Below are 25,399 nucleotides of genomic sequence, written 5' to 3' on the forward strand. Positions count from 1 at the left end.
GCTGACAAATTTTTCTTATGGTAAAATGAAAGTAGATATGTATAAAAAGCAGAGGTTTTAATATGATTAAAAAGTTTTTCAATTCGCTTAGAAGTACGGGTATCTCACCTTATATTTGGACGATCCTTGGCATATTGCCTTTTTACTTCATTTGGCAGATGCCAACAACAATCGGAAAAGTGGTAGGTATCATATTGAGCCTATTGTTCTTTCTCGTATACTGGGTGGCTTTTGTCTCAAAAGGCTGGACAGTATATCTATGGACTTGTATATTAATCGGAATTTCTATAGCGTCGACAAGTCTTTTCAGTTATATATATTTTGCGTTTTTTATCGCATATTTTATTGGGAATATCAAAGACAGGCTTCCATTTCTTGTTTTATATTTCATCCATCTTATAGGGACGTCGATCGTCATTAACTTTGAAATTGTCCTCAAGGAAGACTTTTTCATCAGACAGCTGCCAATCATTGTGATTGTATGGATTGGTGTCATACTACTTCCGTTTAGTATCCATAACAGAAATGAAAGAGGAGAACTGGAAGAGAAGCTTGAGGATGCCAACAAACGAATTTCCGATTTGGTAAAAATAGAGGAGCGACAGAGGATTGCCCGTGATTTGCATGATACCCTCGGTCAGAAACTTTCCCTGATAGGACTCAAAAGTGACTTAGCAAGGAAATTAATCAATAAAGATCCAGAGCTGGCAAAAGAAGAACTGAAGGATGTCCAGCAGACGGCGAGAACAGCACTTAACGAAGTAAGAAAAATGGTTGCCGAAATGAGGGGAATCCGGGTCCGTGATGAATTGGTCCATGTCAGCCAAATGTTAAAAGCTGCTGAGATCAAGTTTATCGGGGATGAAGAGGAATTCAATCTCAACAATGTGTCCTTGCTGTCAGAGAATATCCTTAGCATGTGTTTAAAGGAAGCAGTTACGAACGTAGTGAAGCATAGTAAGGCATCAATCTGCACCATCTCCATAAAGCAGACAGAGAAGGAACTGGTTGCAGAAATTAGTGACAATGGGGTCGGGAAAATCTCAGATGAAGATCTATATAAAGGCAGTGGTCTACATGGTATGAGAGAACGTCTTGAGTTCGTGAATGGTACCCTTGATATATTTTCAGAAGACGGCACGACATTATTAATCAAGATACCAAAGGTATTAAAACAATCTGGCAGGGAGGACCTTATATGATTCGGATTGTCATTGCTGAGGACCAGCGCATGCTGTTGGGGGCATTAGGCTCCCTTTTGAGTCTTGAGGATGATATGGAAGTTGTGGGAAAGGCGAGCAATGGGGAAGAAGCTGTCGCGCTTGCCAAAGAGCTCAAGCCGGACATCTGTGTGATGGATATTGAAATGCCGGGTAAAACCGGACTGGAAGCAGCTGAAGAATTGAAGGGATTGGGATGCAAAGTTATAATTCTAACAACGTTTGCGCGCTCTGGATATTTTCAGCGAGCGCTAAAAGCTGGTGTGAGCGGATATTTGCTTAAAGATAGTCCGTCTGAGGAGCTTGCAAGCTCGATTCGCAGTGTGATGAGGGGCAGGCGAGTATATGCACCTGAACTTATGGACGATGTATACAGCGAAGAAAATCCACTGACTGAACGTGAAATGGAAGTGCTTGAACTAGTAGCCGATGGAAAAAATACGAAGGAAATTGCGGGGCAGCTAAGCATTACAACAGGTACAGTAAGAAATTATATTTCAACGATCTTGGATAAGCTTCAAGTTACCAACAGGATTGAAGCAATTACACAATCAAAGGAAAAAGGCTGGTTTAAGTAGTAAAAAGAGCCTGAGATCAGGCTCTTTTATTTATAAAATACCTTATCGATATTATATTTAGCTTTAAGAGTGTTGATTGCAAAGGTTTCATAAATTTCTCTGTCTATCGGATCAACCACGGTAATGACAGCGATCTTGTTGACTTCATGACGGTGGTTTTTAATAGGGGAAACGCTATCCTCAAAATGTTTCTTAACGCGAGGTCTTAGTTTTCGTGCCTTCCCTACGTACATCAACTCATCGTCAGCGTCGAAAAACAATATGATTCCGCCTTTATCCCTTGGGATACGGTGATAATCTGTAAAACCATATTCACTGCTGATGACCGCTTCAACCTTTTCTCCTAATTGCTTGCTTCGTGTAATGACTACATCTGGTGCTGGTAGTTCAATCTTAATCACTAATAATCACTTCCTATTCTTCAATTAGTAAATCGTACCACAGCCAAATATGAAAATCCACATATTATTATTTTACCCAATCAGAAAGAGCCTGACCCTAAATGAATAAATAAGAAGAAATTTTCTCAGTTCTCTTATGGACACTTTTTAAAGAAACAGCCGTGAGATTGTCCGATAGAGAGGTTCTAATGGACACTTTTTAAAGATAAAGCTGTGAGAATGTCTGTTAAAGAAGTTCTTTCGGACAATCCTGGATGGGAAAATTGTTACAATAAAGAATAGAAGGACTGCCGGTAAAATAAAGACTGCTTGGATTAATCCGGAGTCACATTTAGGTAGTTGGATCAATTTTAAGCTTGATATTTTCCTCCTCAAAAAGCAATAATGAGAAGGATGGTTGGTAATATCCAGCCTTTTAAAGAAAGCAGGGATTAAATTTGAATCAATTTAGATCTTTAGGTATATCAGAACTACTTGCAGAAACGCTTAACCAGCATGGAATTTCGAAACCTACATCAATACAGGAAAAAGCAATACCATTATTGCTTGATGGCAAGGATGTTATTGCACAGTCGCAGACGGGTACAGGGAAAACCTTTGCTTTCGTGCTGCCTATCCTGGAGAAAATCGATATCGAAAAATCAAATATACAGGCATTGATTGTAACACCTACAAGAGAGCTTGCATTACAGATAACGAATGAAATTACCAAACTCATTGAAGGAATGGAAGGAATAAATGTTCTTGCTGTCTATGGAGGTCAGGATGTTGAATCACAGCTGAAAAAACTAAAGAAAAACATCCATATAGTTATTGGTACTCCTGGAAGATTGCTTGACCATATCCGCAGGGGGACTGTTGATTTTTCCAATGCAGCTACTCTTGTACTTGATGAAGCAGATCAAATGCTTCATATCGGTTTCTTGAATGAGGTTGAAGAAATCATTAAACAAACACCTAAAACAAGGCAAACCTTACTCTTTTCAGCGACAATGCCTGATGAAATTAAAAGGCTAGCCAAACAACACATGTATAAACCAGAATATATCCAGGTCGAGAAAACACAGGCCCCATTAGAAAACATCAAACAAATTGCCATAAGTACAACCGACAGGGCCAAACAAAATGATTTAATTCAATCACTTGGATTGTATCAGCCGTTTTTAGGAGTGATTTTCTGCAGGACAAAAAGAAGGGTTAGCAAGTTGAATGACGCTTTGAAAGCGAACCATTTTAACTGTGACGAACTGCATGGAGACCTTTCTCAGGCGAAAAGGGAACAGGTGATGAAAAAGTTCCGTGACGCAAAGATCCAGTATTTGATCGCTACCGATGTCGCGGCAAGGGGTCTGGACGTTGAAGGTGTCACACACGTTTTCAATTATGATATCCCTTTGGATACAGAAAGCTACATCCATCGAATTGGCCGTACGGGCAGGGCAGGCAGTGAAGGGCTTGCTTTAACTTTTTATTCGCCAAAAGATAGACCATTATTGGATCAGATTGAAACAGAGCTAAAAATTAGAATCGAAAAGAAAAACATGGGGAACGCCAAAAAAGGCGAATCTGAAACAGATGAATATAACTCAGGCAATAAAAGCAAACAAAGATCAGGTGATTACAAGGGAAAGAATACCAGATCGAGAAGACGAGATGATAGGAAACCGGAAAGAGACCATCGTGGCGAAAAAATAGGAAAAGAACCCGCTTCCCGGAGCAGGGCTGAAGATAGACGTGAAGCCAGGTACGAGGGGCCAGGACGAAGAGATAGGGAACAACCGTCTCCAAGGCGTGAGCGGAGAAGCTATCCTGAAGGGCAGCAAATAAGTTCCTCTCGTTCAGGTGGAAGAAGAATGGAAAAACCTTCAAGCCGTGGTAGTGAAGAAAGACCAAGAAGAAATACTGGAGAAAAACCAAATCAGGATACGCTAGGCAGAGAGAGAAGGAACTATAGCTCACCTGGAGGCAGAACCCAAAAAAGGAGCGGTTCAAGCAATCGCAGGAGCAGGTAACTGGCACAAAAACAGACCGCAAATTGCGAGGCCACTGAAAATCTGCCGATTTTTTAGATTTTCTTGATAACCAAACAAAAAAGCCGATCCAATTCCATATTTTTGGAATTGGATCGGCTTTTTTTCTAGTTTCTTGTCCCCTTTGGCCTCTATTGTTGCCCTTTCAGTTTTAAAATTCTCTTTAAATTGACCGTGAAAATGGACATGGCGCCTTGCATTTCCATGCCAATTAGACCCGAGGATGTGGCAACATCATACCCGTGTCTGTGTTTTAACTCGCTATTCTTCGCTTCAATCTTATAGCGCTCCTTGGACTTCTGCTTAAAGTATTCACTTTCCTGAAACTCTGCCTGGTCTAGGTACTCAGTTGACTTTAAAGAAACAGAATATGTCTTACTCTTCGCTCCTTCTTTATAACATCCAGCCCTAAATGGACATCGCTTGCATTTTTCAATATCAAAATAATAGGTTTCCACCTGATTCCTTCCAGTGTTTTTCTTTCCGGTGCGAGCCTTTCTGATTGCGAGGTGTCCTGCTTTACAGACATACATCCCAGCGTCCTTATTAAATTCGAATTCGTCTTCCTTTGTGCGGAATCCCTGGGTAACACTTGGATTCAATTTTGCGACCAAGTTGATTTTGTTTGTTTTACTGTACTTAATATTGTCTTTTTCTGAATACGCCGCATCGCCGATCACAGTCTCAACCTGTATACCTGCTTCTTCGCTTTTCTCAATAAGGGTTTGAAGTTGCTTGCCATCGTTTTTCTCGCCTGTCGTAATAACAGCTGCCGTAATGATTCGTTCCTCGCTCATTGCCAGGTGGGTCTTGTATCCAAAGAAAGAGGAATCTGCCGTCTTGTGTCCCACTTTCGCATCATGATCCTTTGAGCATTTGATCTGTTCGAGGTCATCTGCGACCGTCTCTTTCAATAGGTTCAGCTGTTCTTTTACTACCGGGTATTGAATCAGGGTCACTTCCTTTTCAATCACTTCAATGAGTTTCTGTGAATAGGCAATTTCATCCTCCAACACATCAGTCTTTGTCTTGGAAGGAAATTTGGACCTCATGGATTCATCGATTTGGTAAATTGCCTTCCTTAGCTTCTTGGAACGCTCCATCAGGATTTCCTTTGGTTTCATCTGATTATAACGGGCTTTTGTATGAGTGGCATCAACAATAATGGACTTGCTTTTGATGATCTCTTTTTCTAAAGCAATCTCCACCGTTTTATTAATAAGTAAATCCAGGAGGTTAATATCCTTTAACCTCAATTTACGGAATTTGGTCAGGGAGCTCGGGTCTATAACTTCCTCTTCTGGAGTCATGTCCAGAAAATATTTAAACGACATATCATACTTCGAACGCTCAACAATATCCACGTCCGAAAGGTCATGGATGGTTTTTAATAATAGATATTTGAACATACGAATGGGATCGATTGCGTTCCTGGCGTTATCAAGGCAATACTTATCCTTGAGCTCTTCATAAACAAAAGTAAAGTCAACCAGATCATTAATCTGGCGCAACATATTATCCATTGGCACGATAAGGTCATAGAGACCCATATAAGGACTTAGTTTGATTGATTGTTGCATTGACATCATTGGAACCACCCATTTCGACTAGATTAATTCTATTAAAATAAAAACCGCCCAAATCCCTTAAAAAAGTCAGGATTTGAACGGTTTATAGTTTGTCTAAATAAGGTTTAGTAGCACTAGGTTGATTGGAACGGAAGGTGCGTAGACTCCTGCGGGATCAGCGGGACAGGTGAGACCCCGCAGGCGCTTTAGCGCTGAGGAAGCTCACCGCACGCCCCGCGGAAAGCGAAGCAACCTGGAGTGGAAATCAACCGGTCCATTTTAACAAGGCCAACCTTTAAGGACTTTTTCAGTGGCCTCCAAATTGCGGTCTGTTTTTGTGTCCCAGCCGAGCTTATCAAGGCGTATTTTCTAGCTCCAGCGCTTACCCAGTTTTTCATCCCTGAGAATGCTTCCTTTAGTATGTTGCGAAAAGCTTTAGCTTTGAGCAGCTCGAGACACTTCAGGCCGCCTGATGAAGTCAAAGAACGACTTCACCGGTCGGCCCTCCAGTGCTTATCATGGCTGACCAAGGTGCATGCGCTTTTAATTTAATGTTGTTTATTTGGAAGCTTATCACTCGGATTTTCTTTTCCCTGACGTTTTCTGTTTTGTTCATCTTTCTTCTGTTTATCGTGCAGTTTTTGAACAAATTCGTGGGTATTCTCCATAATAGTACCTCCTGTAATAAATGGCTCGTCGTTACTTTTTCCTATCCTGAATCAATTCATTCATGTAATTCATGTACCAGTAGAGTAAAATAAGAGTTACACATCACATGTCAGGAGTGAAAGTTTTGAAAATAAAAGATATATATGGAAGTCTGCCGCAGCTTGAAACGGAACGATTGATATTAAGAAAAATCAGTCTAGAAGATATTGATGATATACATACTTATGCTTCCAACCCTGAGGTAGCAAAATATGTTTTTTGGGGAGAGCATGAAACAAGAGCAGCGACCGAGGAGTATGTGAAAATGATTCTTGGTCTTTATGAGGAAGGGAAAATCGCTCCATGGGGCATCCACCATAAAGAGGACAACAAACTTATTGGCACTGTTGACTATGTGTCCTGGCAGCCTCAGCATAAAACTGCAGAAATCGGTTATGCACTATCAATGGACTATTGGGGGAAAGGGATTGCTACCGAGGCAGCTAAAGAACTGATCAGGTTTGGAATGAATGAAATGGACCTTGTTAGGATACAGGCAAAAAGCCTTGTGGAAAATAGAGGTTCAGAGCGTGTAATGGAGAAGGCTGGATTGGAATTCGAAGGCATTTTAAGGAAATTCATCTATATTAAAGGTGCTCATTATGACGTTAAAATGTATGCAATCATAAAAGAAGACGCTTAAAGGTTAGCGCCTATAGTTATTCATTATCAAAAATATAAACTGTGGCATTTTCAGGCCTGTTAAATTTCGAGCCTGAAAAACCTCTTTTAAGTAACTCCTTCCTCATGAACATCATTATTCCTCCGTGACCTACAATCAAAATATCTTCATCATGTACTAACGCTTCATCCAAAACCTTGTTAATCCGCCTAATGACTTCTTTTTTACTTTCCTTTTGTGAATTGTGTCCCAAAAACCAAGCAAGTCTTATTAAAGTGACATGGAGCCAGAGAGGAAGCCGCATTTGAGTTTTGACGACTGGGTAAAGAGACATCTCACGCAAGTCCTCCAAAAAAATAATATTTCCTTTAAAAGCCCTGGATGCCGTAATCTTCGCTCTCTCTAAATCACTTGAGTAACATTTGCTCCACTTTTGTCCCTGATGATCTATCACCACTTCCTCGATTTTGGATTCATTATACTCCTGCTGCCAACTAAGAAGCTCCTGAGAAGTGACAAGCTTACGTGGATAACCCAATGTCACTTTAAAATGCCGTAACAATCCGATTTTCAATTTAATCACCCTAATCATTGTAATATTCTTATTAATTCACCAGATGTCTCCCAAATACCTTCAAGAATCATTTGTGTTAGTTCAAGAAAAAGAGGAACCTTATAAAAAGGGCGTGTCTTCACTCCTAAGAGTAAACGTAGAAAATCAGAGTAATATCTAGAGTTAACTTGAAGGTTTCGGTCTTCAAGCTTTTCTTTTAATAGACCCATGAGTTGAACTTTCTAATAGACAAGGTTGATATTATCCTAAAACCATAATATGATTAATTTGAACGTAAACGTTTACGTAAAGGGTTGGTCGTTAATGAGTTATACAATAAAGGACGTTGCAAAAAATGCAAATGTCTCGATTGCTACTGTTTCAAGGGTCTTAAATGGTCAGGGAGGGTATTCTAAAGCAACTGAAGAAAAAGTTCTTCTTTCGATAAAAGTGCTAGGTTACCAGCCAAACGCATTTGCCCGCGGTTTAATCAGTAATAAATCCAATACAGTAGGAATTATTTTCCCTGAGGTTTCGAGCCAATTTTCTTCAAAGATCCTTCGAGGTGTTGAAGAAGCTGCGCATCGTTTAAATTCAAGTGTGATTGTCTGCAATACGGCTTCGCATGGACAGAGAACGATGAAGTACTTGCAGCTATTAACCGAAAAAAGGGTGGACGGTATACTGTTTGTCAGTGAATTGATAACCGAAGAGTATTATAAAAAGCTAGAGTCCATGGAGATACCGGTTGTCCTTATCTCGACGGAATCGTATCAATACTCTTTGCCTTACATTAAAGTTGATGATAAGCATGCAGCGTTCACTGCGACTGATTATTTGATAAAAATGGGGCATAGTAAAATCGGAATGATCAGCGGAAATAGAGATGACATAATTGCTGGCCAACCGCGAATAGACGGCTATAAACAAGCGTTGGCTCAAAGAGGACTGGACATAAATAGTGAACATATAATCCATTCACAAGGTTTCTCGTTTAAAGATGGTTTCATTGGTTTGCCGAAACTCCTTGAGCAATTTCCTGATTTGACAGCTGTCTTTGCCGCCAGCGATTCATTGGCACTGGGGGCGATATCTTCTGCTTATAAGCTTGGCATTAAAATACCGGATCAACTCTCCATAATCGGCTATGATAACTTGCCAATTGCTGAGATGGCGATTCCCCCGCTTACAACAGTAGCTCAGCCCTTGGAAGAAATGGGGTTGATTGCAGCAGATATGCTATTTACGATGATGAACCAGGGCAGAAAAGTAGAAAGCAGGATTATGTCTCACACTGTCATCGAACGGGAAAGTGTGAAAAAATTAAATTAACACGAAACGTAAACGTTTACTTAAATTGTAATCTCATTGATATTTCTGCCTGAATAGGAAATGAATGAATAGTCATGGAAGCACAAAGTTTACGAAAAGTACCTTTACTAAAGAAATTAGTTTGGAGTGGTTTTTTTTGAATAAACATTGGTGGAAAGAATCGGTCATTTATCAAATATACCCTAGAAGCTTTATGGATTCCAATGGAGATGGGATTGGTGATATCCCTGGAATCATTACAAAACTCGACTATTTAAAAGAGCTGGGAGTAGACGTTATCTGGCTTTCACCAGTATACAAGTCTCCTAATGATGATAATGGATATGATATCAGCGATTATCGTGAAATCATGGATGATTTTGGAACGATGAAAGATTGGGACCTTCTTTTAAAAGAAATGCATGACAGAGGAATGAAGCTGATCATGGACCTTGTCGTTAACCATAGCTCTGATGAACACGAGTGGTTTGTTGAGTCAAAAAAATCGAAAGACAACCCGTATCGTGACTATTATATTTGGAGACCTGGTAAAGATGGAGAAGAACCTAATAACTGGCAATCAACCTTCAGCGGCTCTGCCTGGCAGTACGATGAAAATACTGAAGAATATTTCTTGCATATCTTTAGTAAAAAACAGCCTGATTTAAACTGGGAAAACCCCAAACTTCGTCAGGAAGTATATGACATGATGAAATTCTGGCTGGACAAAGGCATTGACGGATTCAGGATGGATGTTATCAATTTCATTTCAAAGGTAGATGGACTTCCTGATGCGCCAAATCCTGATGGTAAAAAATATGTTTCCGGAAGCAGATACTTCATGAATGGACCTAAAATTCATGATTATTTGCAGGAAATGCACAGAGAAGTGCTTGCGCAATATGATGTGATGACTGTAGGTGAAATGCCTGGTGCCAATGTAGAAGAAGCTAAGCTTTACACCGATGAATCCAGGAATGAAGTCAACATGGTATTCCAATTCGAGCACGTGGACCTGGACTCAGGCCCCGGCGGGAAATGGGACCTAAAGCCCTTGAAGCTAACTGATTTAAAAAATAACTTCACAAAATGGCAAAAGGGTCTCGAAGATATTGGATGGAACAGCCTTTACCTCAACAATCATGATCAGCCAAGGATGGTTTCACGATTTGGTAATGATAAAGAATACCGTGTGGAGTCGGCCAAAATGCTTGGAACTTTTCTTCATATGCTGAAAGGAACTCCGTATATTTATCAAGGTGAAGAAATCGGGATGACAAATGTACGATTTGATTCTATTGAAGACTACAAGGATATCGAAACCCTTAATATGTATCATGAGAAAGTGAACCAAAATGGAGACGAACCTGCGAAAGTAATGGAGTCAATCTATGTAAAAGGACGCGACAATGCCCGAACTCCTTTCCAATGGAACGATGGCGAGCATGGAGGCTTTACGACGGGTACCCCATGGATTCAAGTAAATCCAAACTTTAAGGATATTAATGCCAATCAGGCTGTGGAAGATGAAAGTTCTATTTATCACTATTACCGAAAGCTAATCCAGCTTCGGAAAGAGCACCCAATCATTGTACATGGCAGCTATGACATCCTCGTACCAGAGGATGAGAATATTTATGTTTATACAAGAACATTGGATTCACAAAAATTACTTGTCTTGTTGAATTTCACCAAAGAGGAACAGAGATTTGATGTTCCTGATGAACTGCAAGGTAAGAAACATGAAATATTAATATCAAATTACGATTCAAGCGCAGAATACGGTTCTGCAATTACATTGAAGCCGTATGAAGCAATTGTATACAAAATCCAGGATTAATCTTTGAGAAGGCTGCTATTTTGCAGCTTTTTATATCCTCAAACAATTGATTGAAAGTCACCTTTTACTCTTCAGACTAATGAGGGCCCATATACATTGAACAACGGATGGAGGACTGCCTTCGGTCCTGACAATGAGGGTGAGGTGATTGAATTCCTTGAAGTCAACTAGGAAAAAAATAAGGAATGGAAAGCACTTGGCTTTATCCATTCCTTATTTTTTTATATCCCATTTCTTTATTAAAGAAAGGAAGCTTAACCGATATTTTCTCATGATTGTATAAATTAGATAGTATACAACCATGCCGAAAAGAACGATATTAATGATCATGCCTATGAAAAAAACGGCACCTAAATGAATCCCGGCATCTAAACCATGAGAGGGGATGCCTCCTGCAGAAGGGAAGACACTATAAGGGAAAAGGGTTTCACCGACCATGACATTCAAATAAAATAAGAACGGGAAAAGCCAAATGAGTGCTACACCGCTAATGAAGCCGGCTATAGGATTCCCTTTGAAGATCTTGGCACCCACGGTCGAAAGTATAGTCCCCATGCCGAAAGATGGGATGAAGTGGATTAAAAAACCAAGGGTAAACCCTAGAGATACATTATGTGCGTTCTCTTTTATTCTAAATAGTTTTATAAGCAGGAATTTTAGTCTGCGCAAGTTCTTATTGATCATAATTCACCAGCCCCAAATTAGTATACAATTTGATGAATCATTTTGATAGCTTTTTTTACAAATTACTTCCATGAAGATGCACCAGTTGAATTCTAGATAAGAATTTTCTTGGTAACCACTATTCAGAATGAGAAAAAATGATATAGTTAAACTATATTTTCGTCGATTCTATAATAAAATAAACATGATTATTAGCTGACTGGGGTAAAAATAGGCATAAGCAGAATTAGAAAAAAGTTCGGAGAGTGATGCAACTGATGCGGTTTACAAAAATGATTCCTAACATGTTCACACTTGGGAATCTGTATTGCGGTTTTCTATCAATTGGATTTGCGGCTAATGGCCAATTCAACAATGCAGCCATTTTAATTTTGATCGGCATGATGTTGGACAGCATGGACGGAAGGCTGGCGAGGATGTTGAAAGCGGACAGCCAGCTCGGAAAGGAACTTGATTCACTGGCGGATATCGTCACTTTTGGTGTAGCACCATCGTTCCTGGTTTATTATACATACTTTTACCAATTTGGATTATGGGGCTTAATGGTAGCGGGGCTATTCCCGTTATTCGGAGCTTATCGCTTGGCGAGGTTCAATATCAGTACTGATAAATCTTCGCTAAATTATTTTATTGGGGTGCCGATTACTGCCGCAGGCGGAATTATGGCTATCCTCACTTTATTTGGTAACATGATTCCAAATATCGTTACTACTGTTGTTTTTACAGCACTGAGTTTCCTCATGGTCAGCAGAATTAGGATTCCAAGCTTCAAAGAAGTACCGCTTCCTAAATATGGTACAATCGTGACAATATTCCTTGGATCTTTACTTTTCGTCATATGGAAAGGGACATACAGCCAATTCCCTTACTTGATTTATATCGCCACTCCGCTCTATGTAGCGTATTTGGCCTATCGATTCGTTAAAGGGAAAAATAAGAATCATATCGATTAAGTCCATGAAAAAAGCCTTTGCTAAGAAAGCAAAGGCTTTTTTCATGGACTTTTTTAATCTCTGGACGAATCATTAAAAGCACGTGATACATTTTCTTTCATATCACCAGTAGTTTCTTTCAGTTTTCCTTTTCCCTTATCCAGGCGGCCCTCAGCTTCCATAGATTCATTATCGGTCAGTTTGCCGAATTGCTTCTTGGCTTCACCTTTAACCTGGTCAAATGCGCCTTCTGTTTGTTTGTCATTCATAATTTGGTCTCCTTTATTTGAGTATAATCTTTTATACCCTTTAAGAATGAAAGCAAACTATTAAGTGTAGGTTATGAAAGTGGGATATTTGCAAATGAGGATCAGATTATAACAGTTTTAAATCAAATTGAAAAAGAACATGAGGTAAAAATACTTTATACACGTGACGCTGGAAACAGAGCGCTGGGATTGGCTTCAGCAGACAGTGATTATGATATCCGATTAATCTATATTCAAAACTATTAAAAACAGACGATCCTACAAAAAAACTTAACGAATTGTTCCGAGAAACTTTTAGAAAACCTGGGAGTAATATAGTTTTCTAGGTAGACCTGCGAAATCAAAAGGGTAAAACTGCTGAAGTTTAAAAGTAAAAAGAGCCGGCATCCAATGCTGGCTCTTACATAATTAATAGCGCCCCACTTGCAGCTGTTTATATACCTCTTCGCGCACTTCCTTCAATGTGCCGGGATCAAGCAGCTTACTGGTGCTGATTCTTAAATATGTCTGCTCATCAATAATGCCTTCATGCTGCAGCTTATCGAGATGTGGCAGACGGAAGTTCCCAATTGGTAAATAGGCAAGGTACATATTTTCGCCATTTTGTTTTAGAGATATTTTGATACCCTTAAGAACCGGGAAAAAATAAGATGAATAATCTTGCTCAATAACCAAGTCCTCCATTAACGAATTCTTTATATACGGTAAGGTAGTAGGCATTGAAATAAAGTAAATCATTTGGTCATAGGAATAATGCAGATCTGATACCTTGAAACCGTATTGTGCAGTAACCCGGTTGGAATAACGCTTTCGTGAAAGGTTATATAAGGGTCTGCTTGTCAAAGCGGAAGTCATGAAAAAGAAAAGGGAAGCAAGAATAAATGCCAATTCAATCAATGTGCACAAACTCCTTAAAAGTAACAACTGTATTTTTACCTGCGCTTTTAGCTTTGTATAGTGCCTGGTCAGCAGCTTCAATCAATTCATTTTTAGTAAGTATTCCCGAATGGTCTGTGCATGCTAATCCGATACTTACGGTTAATGTGCCGTTGGGCTGGGTCTTTTCACCAGGAAAGCTTGCTTTCTCAATATTCGAGCGAATTGTTTCAGCTAATACTTCGGCTTGGTCAAGAAGTGTGCCAGGCAATAAGACAACAAACTCTTCTCCACCAAACCGGAAGGAAAAGTCCCCAGGCCTTAATGAGTTAACAATGACTTTGGCCAGCTTCATTAGTACTTCATTCCCAAGCAGGTGGCCGTTTTTGTCATTGAATACTTTAAAGAAATCGATATCAAAGATGATCAACGATAGGGGATTAGAACCTTCACCGTTATACGGGAAGTGTTCATTAAGAATTGTCTGGAACGCCCGCTGGTTGAGAAGACCTGTCAAGCCATCGCGCAAAGCCATTCCCTCAATTTGTTCATAAAGATTAGCATGGTCAAGAGCGATTGCAGCCTGGTTCGCAAGAGGAAGGATATTTTCAGTATCCATCAAGGTAATGGTTCTCTTATTTACAATATTATCAATCATCAGAATTCCGATATTCTTTCCCTGGTTAATTAGCGGAATCACTGCGAATTCTTCAGTTTGGAACAAGTCTTTAATTAGAACCTGTGACAGATCCTCTTTTGCGATCTTTTGAACGATAATTGGTTTTTGACTTGATAACGCTAACCCAAACACGTTATGTTCATCAATTGGTATATCCACTGAACGTAAAATATCATTCAACTCAGGGTCTGTAAAATTGCTGTCAAAGTTATGTTCAATTAAATCACTGAGTTTAAGTCTGTCTTCTGAAATCTTTTCCCAAACTTCATAGCCTTTCCTTACATCCATTGGGCCAACACCAACGATCCCCTTAAGGGACTTTGTTTCATTGGAGGCAAGAAAAATCATCGCCCGGTTAAACCCAAGGCCATGGCCGGCGGTTACAGAAGTCAAAATCACTTTCAAAAGCAAATCCTGCTGAAGGGTCCCCTGCATCGTTGTGCTTACTTGGCGAAAGACCTGTAAATGCTTAGATTGATCCATTAGCATGTACATCCAGAGATGGTGGTCTTTCTTTTTCTTGAGTAAATATTGAGAAATATAGCCTGCGCACAACCCGATCACTAAATAAACAGGGAGAACAGCGAAAGGGAAGCCTTCTGTATGTAAATAAACGACAAGAACACTAATAAGTGCAGCCAGTATACCCCCAACTAATTTAAAAGAATAGCCCGCTGTCGCGATGAATAAAAGTATCGTCCAGCTTAATTGATTGCTTCCATAAAAATAAACTGCAATCTCAACCAGGATCAATGATGAAGCAGAGAAGATCAGTTGGTTTAAAAAAGCGCTTACATGAAATCTCAATAAATTTGCTGTCAGTGCTATTCCAATAGCTGCAATGATTAATAAAATTACGTTCAGCTTGCTCACTCCTAAATTTGAATCATACTTCTATTTTACTATTTTTTTGTAAAATAGATAGATTGTTTTTATCGAAATGGATAATTTTAACTATTACCCGCTATGATTCTCAACGCTTAAAATTAACCTTTCATCTTTATTACAGGTAAATAATTAAATAAATATGTGCAGGTTTAGGAAAGATAAAGATATCATCAGTGCATTGGGGTGTAAATATGGAGGACAAGACAAAAATCCGCCTTACTGCGGCTGAAATGTCCAGTTTGTGGACTCAATATATCAATGATACAGTCTCTATCTGCGTAATGGGGTATTTTCTCAACAACATAGACGATAAAAAGGTAAAAGAAATCGTGGAGTTTGCTCTTGGCGCATCGCAAAAAAACGTATCTCTGTTAAAAGAGATTTTTGATCGTGAAGACTTTCCCTACCCAATTGGGTTCACAAAGAAAGATGTGAATATCCATTCTCCACGCCTTTTTTCAGATACTTTCGTAATGATGTATCTAAGGCATATGTCGATTCTTGGAATGACGGCAAATACTGCGGCAATCGGTCTTGGCACGCGGCCAGATGTGATAAACTTTCATAAAAGTGTCTTGAAATCTGCAATTGGACTGCAGGATTTGACAAGGGAGGCAATGCTTGAGCAAGGGACTTACATAAGGCCCCCGTTTATATCAATTCCAGATAAGGTTGACTTTGTCGAAAAACAAAAATTTTTATCAGGGATTAAAAGCAGGAGAAGGGCACTTACCTCAATAGAAATGACGCATTTGTTCATGAATATACAAACCAACCAAATAGGAAAGGCCCTAATCATGGGATTCATCCAAGTGGCTCAGGACAAAGAGGTCAAGGGATATTTGCAGAGAGGAAAGAAAATCGCTCAAAAACACGTCGATTTATTCAGTGATATCCTTAAGAATAATGACATTCCGGCCCCCATGTTTTGGGATTCAGCAGTAACTGACAGTACTACACAGGTATTTTCAGATAAACTTATCTTATTCCATGTCTCGACCATGATTGCAGCAGGGATAGGGAATTATGGTGCCGCTATGGCAGCAAGTCCCCGCAAGGATATTGGGCTGAAGTATGCTTCACTGATTCCTGAAATTGCACTGTATGCAGAGGATGGTGCCAATATCATGATCAAAAACTCATGGCTGGAGGAACCTCCTATGGCTGATGACCGGGACAAGTTGTCCGGTTTAACATAAATGATTCAAAATAGGGTGTCCCATAGAGTTTTGGGACACCCTATTATTTTGCAGGATGAAATACGAATAGAGAGGGGACTCGAAATTATTTTGCATTTTGCATATCTGGAAACTTAACTGGTGTATCAATCGATAATTGATCACGGTATGAACGGTACGCTACGACAGTGTGATTATGGGAGTGGACATCTAGATGCAAGATCTTTGAATGATTTGTCTCTAGATAGTATCTCATTTCACCCTGAACGAGTTCATAAAATGATAAAGTCATCCCTAAATAATCCCTTTTCACAAATTTAACATCAGGGTGACTCCTGACGAAATCAGCTATTTGCTGAACAGATGCTGACGATGTACCTGTGATGGAATATAGGGTTTCTTTCGCGTGGCTGAATGCGTGATTCAAAGTCATTTTAGCTTTATTGAATAAATTTTGAAACGATCTGTTCAATTTCCATTCCTCCATCTAAGCCTTTTTATATTTGTTGTTAATATACCCCGAAAATCAAAGAGAATCCTTTGGACTGCGTAATTCCCTTTTAAAATAACACCTTAACCAATTTAATGTTAATCCTTTGAAGCGGTCAGCAATCAGAATTGACGACATCGGTCAGAGTAGGCATGGTACCGGAATTGATAAAAATGAAAACATCAAATCACCAGATGAAGCGATAAAAAATGCAAATAGAAATGATCTTGTATTTACGGTTGATATCAATACTGCACCTTCTATAATGGTTTTCGTCATCCAAATAATGGGAATTCCATCCTGAAATATTATTTCTACCAGATGGAAGTAATATCAGCCTTACACTGGTATATTAGTTTTTAAGTATATTTTATGGAAAACTAACACGGGGAGATGATTTAATGAATCATGTAATTAATAGCTTTCAAGAATTACGGACATTGTTTGGGGAGCCTAGTGAACTGGCCAAACGGAAGGTCATATCTTTCATAGACGATCATTGCCGTAATTACATAGACCAATCACCGTTTATTGTCTTATCTACCTCTGACGAAAACGGCTACACAGATGCGTCACCGAGGGGGGGATGCACCTGGATTTGTGCTTGTTCTGGACAAGAATTTGTTAGTGATTCCAGACCGTCCCGGTAACAAGCGAATGGACTCATTGAAAAATATATTATCCAATCCAAGGGTAGGGTTGTTATTTCTAATACCCGGGATGTCTGAAACACTGAGAGTCAATGGGAAGGCTAGTTTGACACGGCAGCCAGACCTGCTGGAAAGGATGAAAGCTGGCGGGAAGAATCCGCTCCTTGGAATCGTAGTAGAAGTTGAGGAATGCTATATACAGTGCGGAAAAGCGTTGAAGCGTTCCGGCTTATGGGATCCTGAAAGCTGGGCCGATTCATCTTCTTTGCCTTCCGGTGCAAAAATCTTAGCAGCACACGCCAGGATTCCAGGTTCCTCAGAAGCTGATATACAGAAGAGGTTGGATGAAGGTTACAAAAATAGACTTTATTAAAAGATTTCAATTTTTAATCGTTATGCGGGAAGTTCACAACCTATAAGTTGTATTTGAAAAAATCCAATGGATATGTGAAAAAGCTGCCATATGGCAGCTTTCTATTTTTGATCATTTCAAGTTTTCAAGTGTTCTGCTGTGAATGACTTCGTTCAACCGGTCAGGGTAGTTGGTAAACATGCCTGTGACTCCCCAATCCAGAAGCATATTCATATCTTCTTTTTCGTTGACTGTATAAGGGAAAACCATTAAACCGGAATCATTTATTTTCTTAATATATCCCGGACTTACTGCCGTATAATGTAATCCCACCCCTACCGCATATTCTTTGATTTTGCTTACTTCAGTATCGGTGATAACCGCTGGAGCGTAATAAGACAATAGCTGGACCAATGGAATGGAATCATCTATTTCGTGAACTTTCCTTAAACTTTCTACACTGAAAGATTGAACAATAACATTGTCAAACGTCTGATGGACACCGATGAGGTTATATTCATTTAGTATATTTATTAGCTTTTCTTCCATTCCTGGATAGACCTCAGGAGATTTGGTTTCAATGAAAAACTTCGAGTCTGGACCGAACCTGTCAAGCACCTCCCTTAGTGTAGGGATTTTAAGACCTGAATACTCGGTACTCATTTTTTCAGGGAAAGCCACATTAAACCATGAGCCTGCATCAAGTTTCTTTATTTCTCTTAGTGTTAGGTTTTTGACAAGGCCTTTTTCCTCCGTTGTCCGATCAATAGTTTCGTCATGCAGTGCAATCAATTCTCCATCTTTCGTCATTTGAAGATCGATTTCAATGTAATCGCCATTCATGACATTCCCGAGTTCATAAGCTTGCAATGTATGTTCCGGGGCATGGCCTGAGGCACCACGATGAGAAATATTGATGGGCAATAATTGCTTGTGATTTAATGAGATCTTCGCTAAAGCAAACTCTGGTGATGCTCCTGATAAGTAAATGAACAATGCTGTGATTGCCATCCAGCGAAAATACCTCACCATCTCTAATTTCCCTCCTAAGAGTATTTCAAGCATTGCATGATGGAGATCTAAAAATAGCTGGTGCTTAAGTGTGAATATTATTTACATCTTTCCAAGTTATATGTCAGCAAAATGAAAATCGTAAGGACCTTGGTCGTCCCCGACAAGATCTTCCCGCCAATAACGCCATATCTTATGGCGGCCGGGTCTGCACGTCCTTTGCCTCATAGGTCCGATCATTGAAGTCATTATTTGGCTTCTTTGGCAGGACCGAAGCGACTTAAAGGGCCGGACGCTTTTGCTAGCCACTCATCTCAGAAAAAATGTCTAATTCATGCAAGAAAAGAAAACTATTTCCAAACCTTCCACCAATTTCGTTTTGATTGTTTGGATGCTGCAGTTTCCCTGAAACTGTCGACCATGTTTTTGAACATTTCGTCCCGCTCCCTAATCTCCAGGAGTAATTCTTCACGTTCATTTTTAAGTGTGCGGACTAAATATTCCCGTTCCTGATTGATGACCTGGTTTAAGTTAGATAGCTCGTGATTTGTTGTTTCACGACTATTTGAAACATAGTCCGCGAGAATTTTAAATTCTTCTGAAACTGTTTCGGTTGTCTCATTCAGGCGCTTTGCTAAAAGTGATAATTCCTTATTAGTACAGGAGGAGAGCTTATTGACTGTACTTTCTAGATTTACAATTTTTTCATTCGTGCCTTTTGAGTTTTTAGTCAAACTGGATGTCAAAGAGGCAAATCGTTCGGAAGTGCCCTTCGATACATTCGAAAGACTGCCGGAAAGTGCATTTATTTTTTCAGAAGTACCTTTTGAAACCTTCGCAACACTCTCAGTTAGCTTCGTGATTTTATCAGTCGTACCCTGTGAAGCTTTGGTTACAGAATCTGAAAGCTTGCTGAACATTTCCGTCGTACCTTTAGAAGCTTTTGCAAGGTTCGTACTGATTTCAGAAGTGCCTTTCGAGACATTCGTAAGCTCCGAAGATATGGTTCCGAGACGTTCGGAGCTTTCTTCCGTGCTTTTGGCAACTGTTTCAGATAGCACCAAAATTTGTTCGTTGGTTTTTTCTCCTGTTTTATAGATTGAATCGGACAGGGTTTTTACTGTAGTAAAAGTCCCTTTGGAGATTTCTTTTTTTACTTCCTCCAGAACCTCCTTTCGTATGCCGTTCCTGATTTCTGCTTTAACTTCATCAAGCAGGTTTTCCTTATATTGCTCCAATGCCACCATAAATGCACCATATTCATTTGGGCTGCCCGCTGGTGAAGCGGCAGGCAAGTTCGATTTTTCAGTAAGTCTATTTTCATGTGGAGCTTGATCGGACATTGGATCAGAACGCATATGTCTTTGCAGAAGCTCCCGTATCATTTCTTTGCTTAGATTTTTATCACGCATTTGTTTGATCTTCATCAATTGTTCTATTTCAATATCCGTATAAAATCTTGCACCTTGTTTCGTTCTTGGGACGATCAGTAACCCATCAAGATCTTTTTCCCATTGTCTAATAGTGCCAGACGGAACATTAATTTTCTTGGACACCTCTTTGATTGTGTATGCCTTCATGAATTGAGTGTCATTCATCATGCACATTCCCTTCTGTTTTGGTTTATGATAATTTCAATGTCCTAGTACAATTCAGCAAGAGCATTCCTGTTTTCCTGCATGGTGACAAAAGTTCTCAAAAGTAGTGGGGTTTCAGCATAACAATCAGAAATCATACAGTTTTCGCGTACTGGATAAAGGAAAATGATGAATTTCCGTGATGAATTCTTCTTTTTGTTTTACAATAATCATGTAGGCCAATAATTAGGCTAAGGGGGAATAAAAAGCTACAAGAAAATTGTCGGAAAATGATTGCCCTCAATACAAAATTTAATTGTTTACGAATATTTCACGCTTTTTGGAGGGGTAGAACAATGTCTGAGGTTAAAGTCCGGATTGAAAAAGATTTTCTTGGTACGAAGGAAGTTTTAGCAGATGCCTATTATGGAATTCAAACTTTAAGGGCTGTTGAAAATTTCCCGATAACTGGGTATAGAATACATAGTGAACTTATTAAGGCGATGACCATGGTGAAAAAAGCTGCGGCACTTGCGAATATGGAAACAGGACGGCTATACGGCGGACTTGGAGAGGTCATTGTAAAAGCTGCGGATGAAATTATCCAGGGTCAGTGGCATGAACAGTTCATCGTAGATCCGATTCAGGGAGGAGCTGGGACCTCCATCAATATGAACACGAATGAAGTTATTGCCAATCGTGCACTGGAATTGCTTGGTGAGAAGAAAGGGGATTATTTCACATTAAGCCCGAACTCTCATGTGAACATGGCTCAGTCGACGAATGATGCATTTCCTACTGCGATGCACATATCAGTGCTATCCCTTTTGGACAAGCTATTGGATACTATGCAGATCATGCGCGATGTTTTCTCCCAGAAGGCAAGGGAATTTGATGCTGTCATAAAAATGGGCAGGACGCACTTACAGGACGCTGTGCCAATCCGTCTCGACCAGGAATTTGAGGCATATACAAGAGTGATTGAGCGTGATATTGAAAGGATTAAGCATACTCGCGGACATCTCTTTGAAGTGAATATGGGAGCAACTGCTGTTGGAACTGGGCTTAATGCCAATCCAAAATACATCAAGAATGTGGTCCTTCACCTTTCTGAAATCAGCGGATATCCATTAAAAAATGCTGACCATTTAGTAGATGCAACACAAAATACGGATGCGTATACAACCGTATCTGCTGCCCTGAAGGTTTGTATGATGAATATGTCGAAAATAGCCAACGACTTGCGCCTGATGGCTTCTGGACCACGTGTGGGATTTAACGAAATTTTCCTTCCATCAAGGCAGCCGGGCTCATCCATTATGCCTGGCAAAGTGAATCCGGTAATGCCTGAGGTCATCAACCAGGTTGCTTTCCAGGTAATTGGAAACGATCATACGATTTGTCTTGCTTCCGAATCGGGCCAGCTCGAGTTGAATGTCATGGAGCCAGTCCTTATTTTTAACCTGATTCAGTCGATTAGCATCATGAACAATGGTTTTAAAGTTTTCACTGATCATTGTTTAGTCGGAATTGAAGCAAATAAAGAGAAGACCGAAAAGGATGTCGAGCAAAGCGTAGGTATCATTACGGCTGTCAATCCGCACTTAGGGTATGAAGCAGTTTCAAGAATCGCTAGGGAAGCAATTCTTACAGGGAAGTCAGTCAGGGAATTATGCCTTGCTTATGATGTCCTGACAGAAGAAGAACTCGATTTGATTCTGAATCCATATGAAATGACAAACCCTGGGATTGCAGGGGAAGAACTGTTGAATAAAGATTAATAGTAAAAAAGCCGTTGTCATCTGACAACGGCTCTTTCTAATTTACCAAAAGAGCTGACAATTCGAACGCAGAATTCTCATGAATTCAAGTGGATACTTATTACAGCAATCCTAACGACTTCAAACCGTTGTAAATCCCTGAGTCAGTCACATCTGTGGTTCTATGCTTTGCATGCTGGAACAAGTCCGGATGGGCATTGTCCATGGCAAAACCTTCTCCTGCGAATGAAAGCATTTCTTTGTCATTCATTCCATCCCCAAAGGCAATGGAACTTTCCCGTTTTATTCCCAGTTTTGTTAACAAGAATTGAATGCCAACTCCTTTATTAACCTTATCACGGATGACATCGTAGCAATGATGCATACCTTCTACATTGACCTGTGACAAATGTATTCCATCACTGAATTCATAGTGTGCCTCTCCATTATTTCCAGTAGTGATAATCGTCATGCCTAGAATCCCTTCGATGACTTCCTCTGAAAAAATATCATTCTGACGCAAATGAAATTGCTGAAGGAAAGTTTTGACCAAATCCGAGTCCAGGTCTGTTAAATAATTTTTTTTATCGGTATACAAGACCAGCTTATGATTATGTTTTTTCGCAACATTCAGGATGTATTTTACATCCTTTACAGGCATTGGTTCAGCGAAGATCGTTTCGTCTTCATATATTCCCAAAGCACCGTTATATCCTATAAAAGAGGAAATGTTAAGCTCTTCTCCAAGCTCTTTAATCTCATGAATCGGACGTCCTGTGGCCAAAACGACCTCAATATTTTGTTTCTTCATTTCACTGATAGCGGTCTTCGTGGAATCCTCGATAGTATCATCGGGAGTTAAAATTGTTCCATCTATATCTAAGAATAATATCTTGTAGTTGGGCATAGATTGCGCTCCTTAAAATGATGTTTTTTTTAGTGTGACATATCGACGGCAAAGTAATCAAATATTTGATGAACCCTTATCCCAACTGGCTTGTTTAATGTAAATGGCTAAGGGGTAAACTTTTATTAAGAATACAGCGAAAGGAGACGTTCCTAATGTTGTGGACAATAGCGGGTATATTACTGGTGCTTTGGTTATTAGGACTGATATTTGAAATCGCAGGCGGCATCATTCACATTCTGCTCATCATCGGTATTATCTTGATTGCGTATAAAGCGATCAAAGGCCGAGCGACAGGGTCATAATCTTATTGAACGGGCAGCGGCATTTCGTCGCTGCTTTTTCATTTTTTGAAAGCCTTGGTTTAAAAGTATATCAGGGTTGTTTATTCTGTTAATGATTTGTAGAGCAATTAATTAACAATTATGCTTCGATAAAAAAGCCGTTTTCTTTCTTTTATCTTGCTATTCATAATAAAATAAATTACATATTAAAAAAGGGAGAGTGGATGTCCAATAATGAACTTAAATCAGATTTCAAATACTTTATTGGGGCGTACACCCTCAATTTTGGGTCATGAAAAATTCATCAAATTTGCAGTTTTGCTGCCATTAGTTGAAGTGAATGGTGATGTCCATATTTTATTCGAGGTACGTTCCCTTAAGATGAGAAGACAGCCAGGTGAAGTCTGTTTTCCAGGAGGGAAGATTGAAGAAGGAGAGGACCCTCAAGAAGCAGCAGTCAGGGAAACCTCCGAAGAACTCGGCATAAAGAAAAGCGAAATTCTCGATGTTTTTCCATTGGATTACATGGTTTCCGCATTCGGAACAATCATATTTCCCTTTGCAGGAAGAATCAGTAATCTTAACGCCATCATTCCTAACGAAGCAGAAGTTGGGGAGGTCTTCACAGTACCTCTGTCCTTTTTTAAAAAGAACCAGCCTGACAGTTATAAAATCAATTTTCAAGTTGAACCGGAAGATGGTTTTCCTTTCGATCTGATAATCGGGGGGGAGAATTACAATTGGCAGACTAGAAAAATGGATGAATATTTCTACAGAACGAATGGAAAGGTGATTTGGGGACTTACAGCCAAGGTCCTCACCCATTTTATTGAATTGATAGAGCAGCATAATCTCAGAGAGTAGGAGCGCACTTCATTGCGCTCTTTTCTTCTGAAAAAAACCATTATCTTGAAAAAACGGTTTAACCACTTCCACTGTACAGAATAATGTTTTAACAATCAGATTCGTTCTCTTTCTCTTATGTTTTCTATCAAAAAACATTATTTATTGAATAGTATTATTAACATTTTGCTACCAGTGACAAATCTCCTATTTCCTTGTAATAACAGAAATTAATAGGAAAAAAGGTTGCGGTTGGTAGTTTTATTATTTATAATTTTAAGATAATTATTCATAGAAAGTTGGGTAAAAATGAAACTGTACATATCAGTAGACATGGAAGGGATTACTGGTCTGGTCGACCATACCCATGTAGACTATTCTAAGCATAACTACGAACGTGGCTGAAAAATCATGACCCAGGAAGCAAATTATGTCATTGCGAAAGCATTTGAAACTGGGTGCCAGGAAGTGATTGTCAATGATAGTCACTCCAAGATGAACAACCTTTTAATCGAGGATCTTCATCATGATACACAGTTAATTACCGGGGATGTAAAGCCGTTTTCCATGGTCCAGGGGTTGGATGACAGCTTTGCCGGAGCAGTATTTGTTGGCTACCATTCGAGGGCATCGATGAGCGGAGTGATGTCGCATTCGATGATTTTCGGGGTTAGACATATGTGGATTAATGATGTTCAAATTGGTGAGCTTGGTTTCAACGCTTATGTAGCAGGTCATTACGGAGTTCCTGTTATCATGGTTGCAGGGGACGATGGGGCTGCCCGTGAAGCTGAGGCTTTGATCCCTAACATTACAACTGCCGTAGTTAAAGAGTCGATTTCGAGGTCTGCCGCAAAATCTTTAACACCGGTAAAAGCAGGGGAACTGCTTGCTGAAAAGACAGAGGTGGCTATTAAAAATTTGGATAAAGTGAAACCGCTTACTCCTCCTGAGCATCCGGTATTAAGAATTGAATTTGCCAACTATGGCCAAGCAGAGTGGGCAAACTTGATGCCTGGTACACAAATCGAAGAAGGTACCACGATTGTACGCTATCAGGCAAAGGACATTCTAGAAGCCTATCAAGCTATGCTTGTAATGACGGAACTCGCAATGAGGACAACATTTTCATAGAATGGTTTCATTCACCTCCAGAACTGATATAAAGACTAATAAGGATGTGGGTTA

At 39.7% G+C, this 25,399-nt stretch carries 24 protein-coding genes and 2 pseudogenes; 14 read left to right on the forward strand and 12 right to left on the reverse strand.

The genetic code is table 11. The annotated features are described in order from the left end of the window. The first annotated feature begins 62 nt into the window (after positions 1–62). Both LC048_RS09175 and LC048_RS09180 read left to right on the forward strand, forming a co-directional pair. A complete protein-coding gene (locus LC048_RS09175; protein WP_226600790.1) occupies positions 63–1,202 on the forward strand; it encodes a sensor histidine kinase in 1,140 nt (379 codons plus the stop codon). Further along, positions 1,199–1,798 (forward strand): response regulator transcription factor, encoded by a 600-nt coding sequence (locus LC048_RS09180; protein ID WP_226600791.1) that lies wholly within the window; start codon positions 1,199–1,201, stop codon positions 1,796–1,798. Before LC048_RS09175 ends, LC048_RS09180 begins: the two co-directional genes overlap by 4 nt. A 26-nt stretch (positions 1,799–1,824) precedes the next feature. Here the strand turns inward: LC048_RS09180 and LC048_RS09185 are convergent, their stop codons facing one another. Further along, positions 1,825–2,199, reverse strand: a complete 375-nt coding sequence (locus tag LC048_RS09185; RefSeq protein WP_226600792.1) for a nucleotide excision repair endonuclease — start codon at positions 2,197–2,199, stop codon at positions 1,825–1,827. Between the two features lie 437 nt (positions 2,200–2,636). Here LC048_RS09185 and LC048_RS09190 point away from each other — a divergent pair, with 437 nt between their 5' ends. Beyond that, complete coding sequence (locus LC048_RS09190; RefSeq protein WP_226600793.1) at positions 2,637–4,211, forward strand: DEAD/DEAH box helicase; 1,575 nt, start codon at positions 2,637–2,639, stop codon at positions 4,209–4,211. Positions 4,212–4,360: 149 nt separating this feature from the next. Here LC048_RS09190 and LC048_RS09195 read toward each other — a convergent pair whose 3' ends face one another. Both LC048_RS09195 and LC048_RS09200 read right to left on the reverse strand, forming a co-directional pair. Next, positions 4,361–5,818: an IS1182 family transposase gene (locus LC048_RS09195; protein ID WP_226600794.1), complete on the reverse strand. Its 1,458-nt coding sequence runs from the start codon at positions 5,816–5,818 to the stop codon at positions 4,361–4,363. 527 nt (positions 5,819–6,345) lie between these two features. Continuing rightward, the gene (locus tag LC048_RS09200; protein ID WP_192471571.1) at positions 6,346–6,465 is read right to left on the reverse strand and encodes a DUF4023 domain-containing protein; all 120 of its coding nucleotides are present in this window, start codon (positions 6,463–6,465) and stop codon (positions 6,346–6,348) included. A 125-nt stretch (positions 6,466–6,590) separates the two neighbouring features. On the opposite strand from LC048_RS09200, the gene LC048_RS09205 reads away from it, so the two are divergent. Next, positions 6,591–7,148, forward strand: coding sequence for a GNAT family N-acetyltransferase (locus LC048_RS09205; protein WP_226600795.1), 558 nt, complete (start codon positions 6,591–6,593; stop codon positions 7,146–7,148). A 16-nt stretch (positions 7,149–7,164) separates the two neighbouring features. Here the strand turns inward: LC048_RS09205 and LC048_RS09210 are convergent, their stop codons facing one another. Further along, positions 7,165–7,701, reverse strand: a complete 537-nt coding sequence (locus tag LC048_RS09210; protein WP_306050044.1) for a histidine phosphatase family protein — start codon at positions 7,699–7,701, stop codon at positions 7,165–7,167. Positions 7,702–8,004: 303 nt separating this feature from the next. On the opposite strand from LC048_RS09210, the gene LC048_RS09215 reads away from it, so the two are divergent. Further along, positions 8,005–9,012 (forward strand): LacI family DNA-binding transcriptional regulator, encoded by a 1,008-nt coding sequence (locus LC048_RS09215; protein ID WP_226600797.1) that lies wholly within the window; start codon positions 8,005–8,007, stop codon positions 9,010–9,012. Positions 9,013–9,148: 136 nt separating this feature from the next. Continuing rightward, entirely contained in the window at positions 9,149–10,831 is a 1,683-nt protein-coding gene (locus LC048_RS09220) for a glycoside hydrolase family 13 protein (RefSeq protein WP_226600798.1), read from the forward strand. Between the two features lie 213 nt (positions 10,832–11,044). Here the strand turns inward: LC048_RS09220 and LC048_RS09225 are convergent, their stop codons facing one another. Beyond that, the gene (locus tag LC048_RS09225; RefSeq protein ID WP_306050047.1) at positions 11,045–11,515 is read right to left on the reverse strand and encodes a DUF2062 domain-containing protein; all 471 of its coding nucleotides are present in this window, start codon (positions 11,513–11,515) and stop codon (positions 11,045–11,047) included. A gap of 257 nt (positions 11,516–11,772) precedes the next feature. On the opposite strand from LC048_RS09225, the gene pssA reads away from it, so the two are divergent. Beyond that, positions 11,773–12,468: a CDP-diacylglycerol--serine O-phosphatidyltransferase gene (gene pssA, locus LC048_RS09230; RefSeq protein WP_226600800.1), complete on the forward strand. Its 696-nt coding sequence runs from the start codon at positions 11,773–11,775 to the stop codon at positions 12,466–12,468. A gap of 53 nt (positions 12,469–12,521) precedes the next feature. On the opposite strand, the gene LC048_RS09235 is transcribed toward pssA, so the two are convergent. Next, the gene (locus LC048_RS09235) at positions 12,522–12,716 is read right to left on the reverse strand and encodes a CsbD family protein (protein WP_226600801.1); all 195 of its coding nucleotides are present in this window, start codon (positions 12,714–12,716) and stop codon (positions 12,522–12,524) included. 108 nt (positions 12,717–12,824) lie between these two features. Between LC048_RS09235 and LC048_RS25020 the strand changes: the two genes are divergently transcribed. Beyond that, positions 12,825–12,962, forward strand: a complete 138-nt coding sequence (locus tag LC048_RS25020) for a DNA polymerase beta superfamily protein (protein WP_226601035.1) — start codon at positions 12,825–12,827, stop codon at positions 12,960–12,962. Between the two features lie 162 nt (positions 12,963–13,124). On the opposite strand, the gene LC048_RS09240 is transcribed toward LC048_RS25020, so the two are convergent. Together LC048_RS09240 and LC048_RS09245 are read right to left on the reverse strand one after the other, a co-directional pair. Next, on the reverse strand, positions 13,125–13,613 hold the full coding sequence (locus LC048_RS09240) for a hypothetical protein (protein ID WP_226600802.1): 489 nt from the start codon (positions 13,611–13,613) through the stop codon (positions 13,125–13,127). Beyond that, entirely contained in the window at positions 13,606–15,144 is a 1,539-nt protein-coding gene (locus LC048_RS09245) for a GGDEF domain-containing protein (RefSeq protein ID WP_226600803.1), read from the reverse strand. The genes LC048_RS09240 and LC048_RS09245 overlap by 8 nt, the downstream gene beginning before the upstream one ends. Before the next feature lie 206 nt (positions 15,145–15,350). Here LC048_RS09245 and LC048_RS09250 point away from each other — a divergent pair, with 206 nt between their 5' ends. After that, positions 15,351–16,358, forward strand: coding sequence for a DUF3231 family protein (locus LC048_RS09250; RefSeq protein ID WP_306050049.1), 1,008 nt, complete (start codon positions 15,351–15,353; stop codon positions 16,356–16,358). 85 nt (positions 16,359–16,443) lie between these two features. Here LC048_RS09250 and LC048_RS09255 read toward each other — a convergent pair whose 3' ends face one another. Further along, on the reverse strand, positions 16,444–16,809 hold the full coding sequence (locus LC048_RS09255) for a hypothetical protein (protein WP_306050051.1): 366 nt from the start codon (positions 16,807–16,809) through the stop codon (positions 16,444–16,446). A gap of 419 nt (positions 16,810–17,228) precedes the next feature. On the opposite strand from LC048_RS09255, the pseudogene LC048_RS09260 reads away from it, so the two are divergent. Next, positions 17,229–17,850: pseudogene (locus LC048_RS09260) on the forward strand (pyridoxamine 5'-phosphate oxidase family protein). Positions 17,851–17,961: 111 nt separating this feature from the next. Here the strand turns inward: LC048_RS09260 and LC048_RS09265 are convergent. Beyond that, positions 17,962–18,861 (reverse strand): glycerophosphodiester phosphodiesterase, encoded by a 900-nt coding sequence (locus LC048_RS09265; protein ID WP_226600807.1) that lies wholly within the window; start codon positions 18,859–18,861, stop codon positions 17,962–17,964. A 329-nt stretch (positions 18,862–19,190) separates the two neighbouring features. After that, positions 19,191–20,441, reverse strand: a complete 1,251-nt coding sequence (locus LC048_RS09270; protein WP_226600808.1) for a MerR family transcriptional regulator — start codon at positions 20,439–20,441, stop codon at positions 19,191–19,193. A 332-nt stretch (positions 20,442–20,773) separates the two neighbouring features. On the opposite strand from LC048_RS09270, the gene aspA reads away from it, so the two are divergent. Next, positions 20,774–22,198: an aspartate ammonia-lyase gene (gene aspA / locus LC048_RS09275; RefSeq protein ID WP_306050054.1), complete on the forward strand. Its 1,425-nt coding sequence runs from the start codon at positions 20,774–20,776 to the stop codon at positions 22,196–22,198. A 100-nt stretch (positions 22,199–22,298) separates the two neighbouring features. On the opposite strand, the gene LC048_RS09280 is transcribed toward aspA, so the two are convergent. Further along, positions 22,299–23,084, reverse strand: coding sequence for an HAD family hydrolase (locus tag LC048_RS09280; RefSeq protein ID WP_226600810.1), 786 nt, complete (start codon positions 23,082–23,084; stop codon positions 22,299–22,301). A 155-nt stretch (positions 23,085–23,239) separates the two neighbouring features. Here LC048_RS09280 and LC048_RS09285 point away from each other — a divergent pair, with 155 nt between their 5' ends. The 3 genes and pseudogenes from LC048_RS09285 to LC048_RS09295 all read left to right on the forward strand — a co-directional run bounded on the left by LC048_RS09285 (position 23,240) and on the right by LC048_RS09295 (position 25,345). Continuing rightward, positions 23,240–23,389, forward strand: a complete 150-nt coding sequence (locus LC048_RS09285) for a lmo0937 family membrane protein (RefSeq protein ID WP_158651546.1) — start codon at positions 23,240–23,242, stop codon at positions 23,387–23,389. A 213-nt stretch (positions 23,390–23,602) separates the two neighbouring features. Next, positions 23,603–24,232 (forward strand): NUDIX hydrolase, encoded by a 630-nt coding sequence (locus LC048_RS09290; protein WP_226600811.1) that lies wholly within the window; start codon positions 23,603–23,605, stop codon positions 24,230–24,232. Positions 24,233–24,520: 288 nt separating this feature from the next. Continuing rightward, positions 24,521–25,345 (forward strand): annotated as a pseudogene (locus LC048_RS09295) (M55 family metallopeptidase). Positions 25,346–25,399 lie beyond the last annotated feature (54 nt).

Origin of the sequence: Mesobacillus subterraneus, from assembly GCF_020524355.2 — a bacterium.
Lineage (GTDB): Bacteria > Bacillota > Bacilli > Bacillales > Cytobacillaceae > Mesobacillus > Mesobacillus subterraneus_C.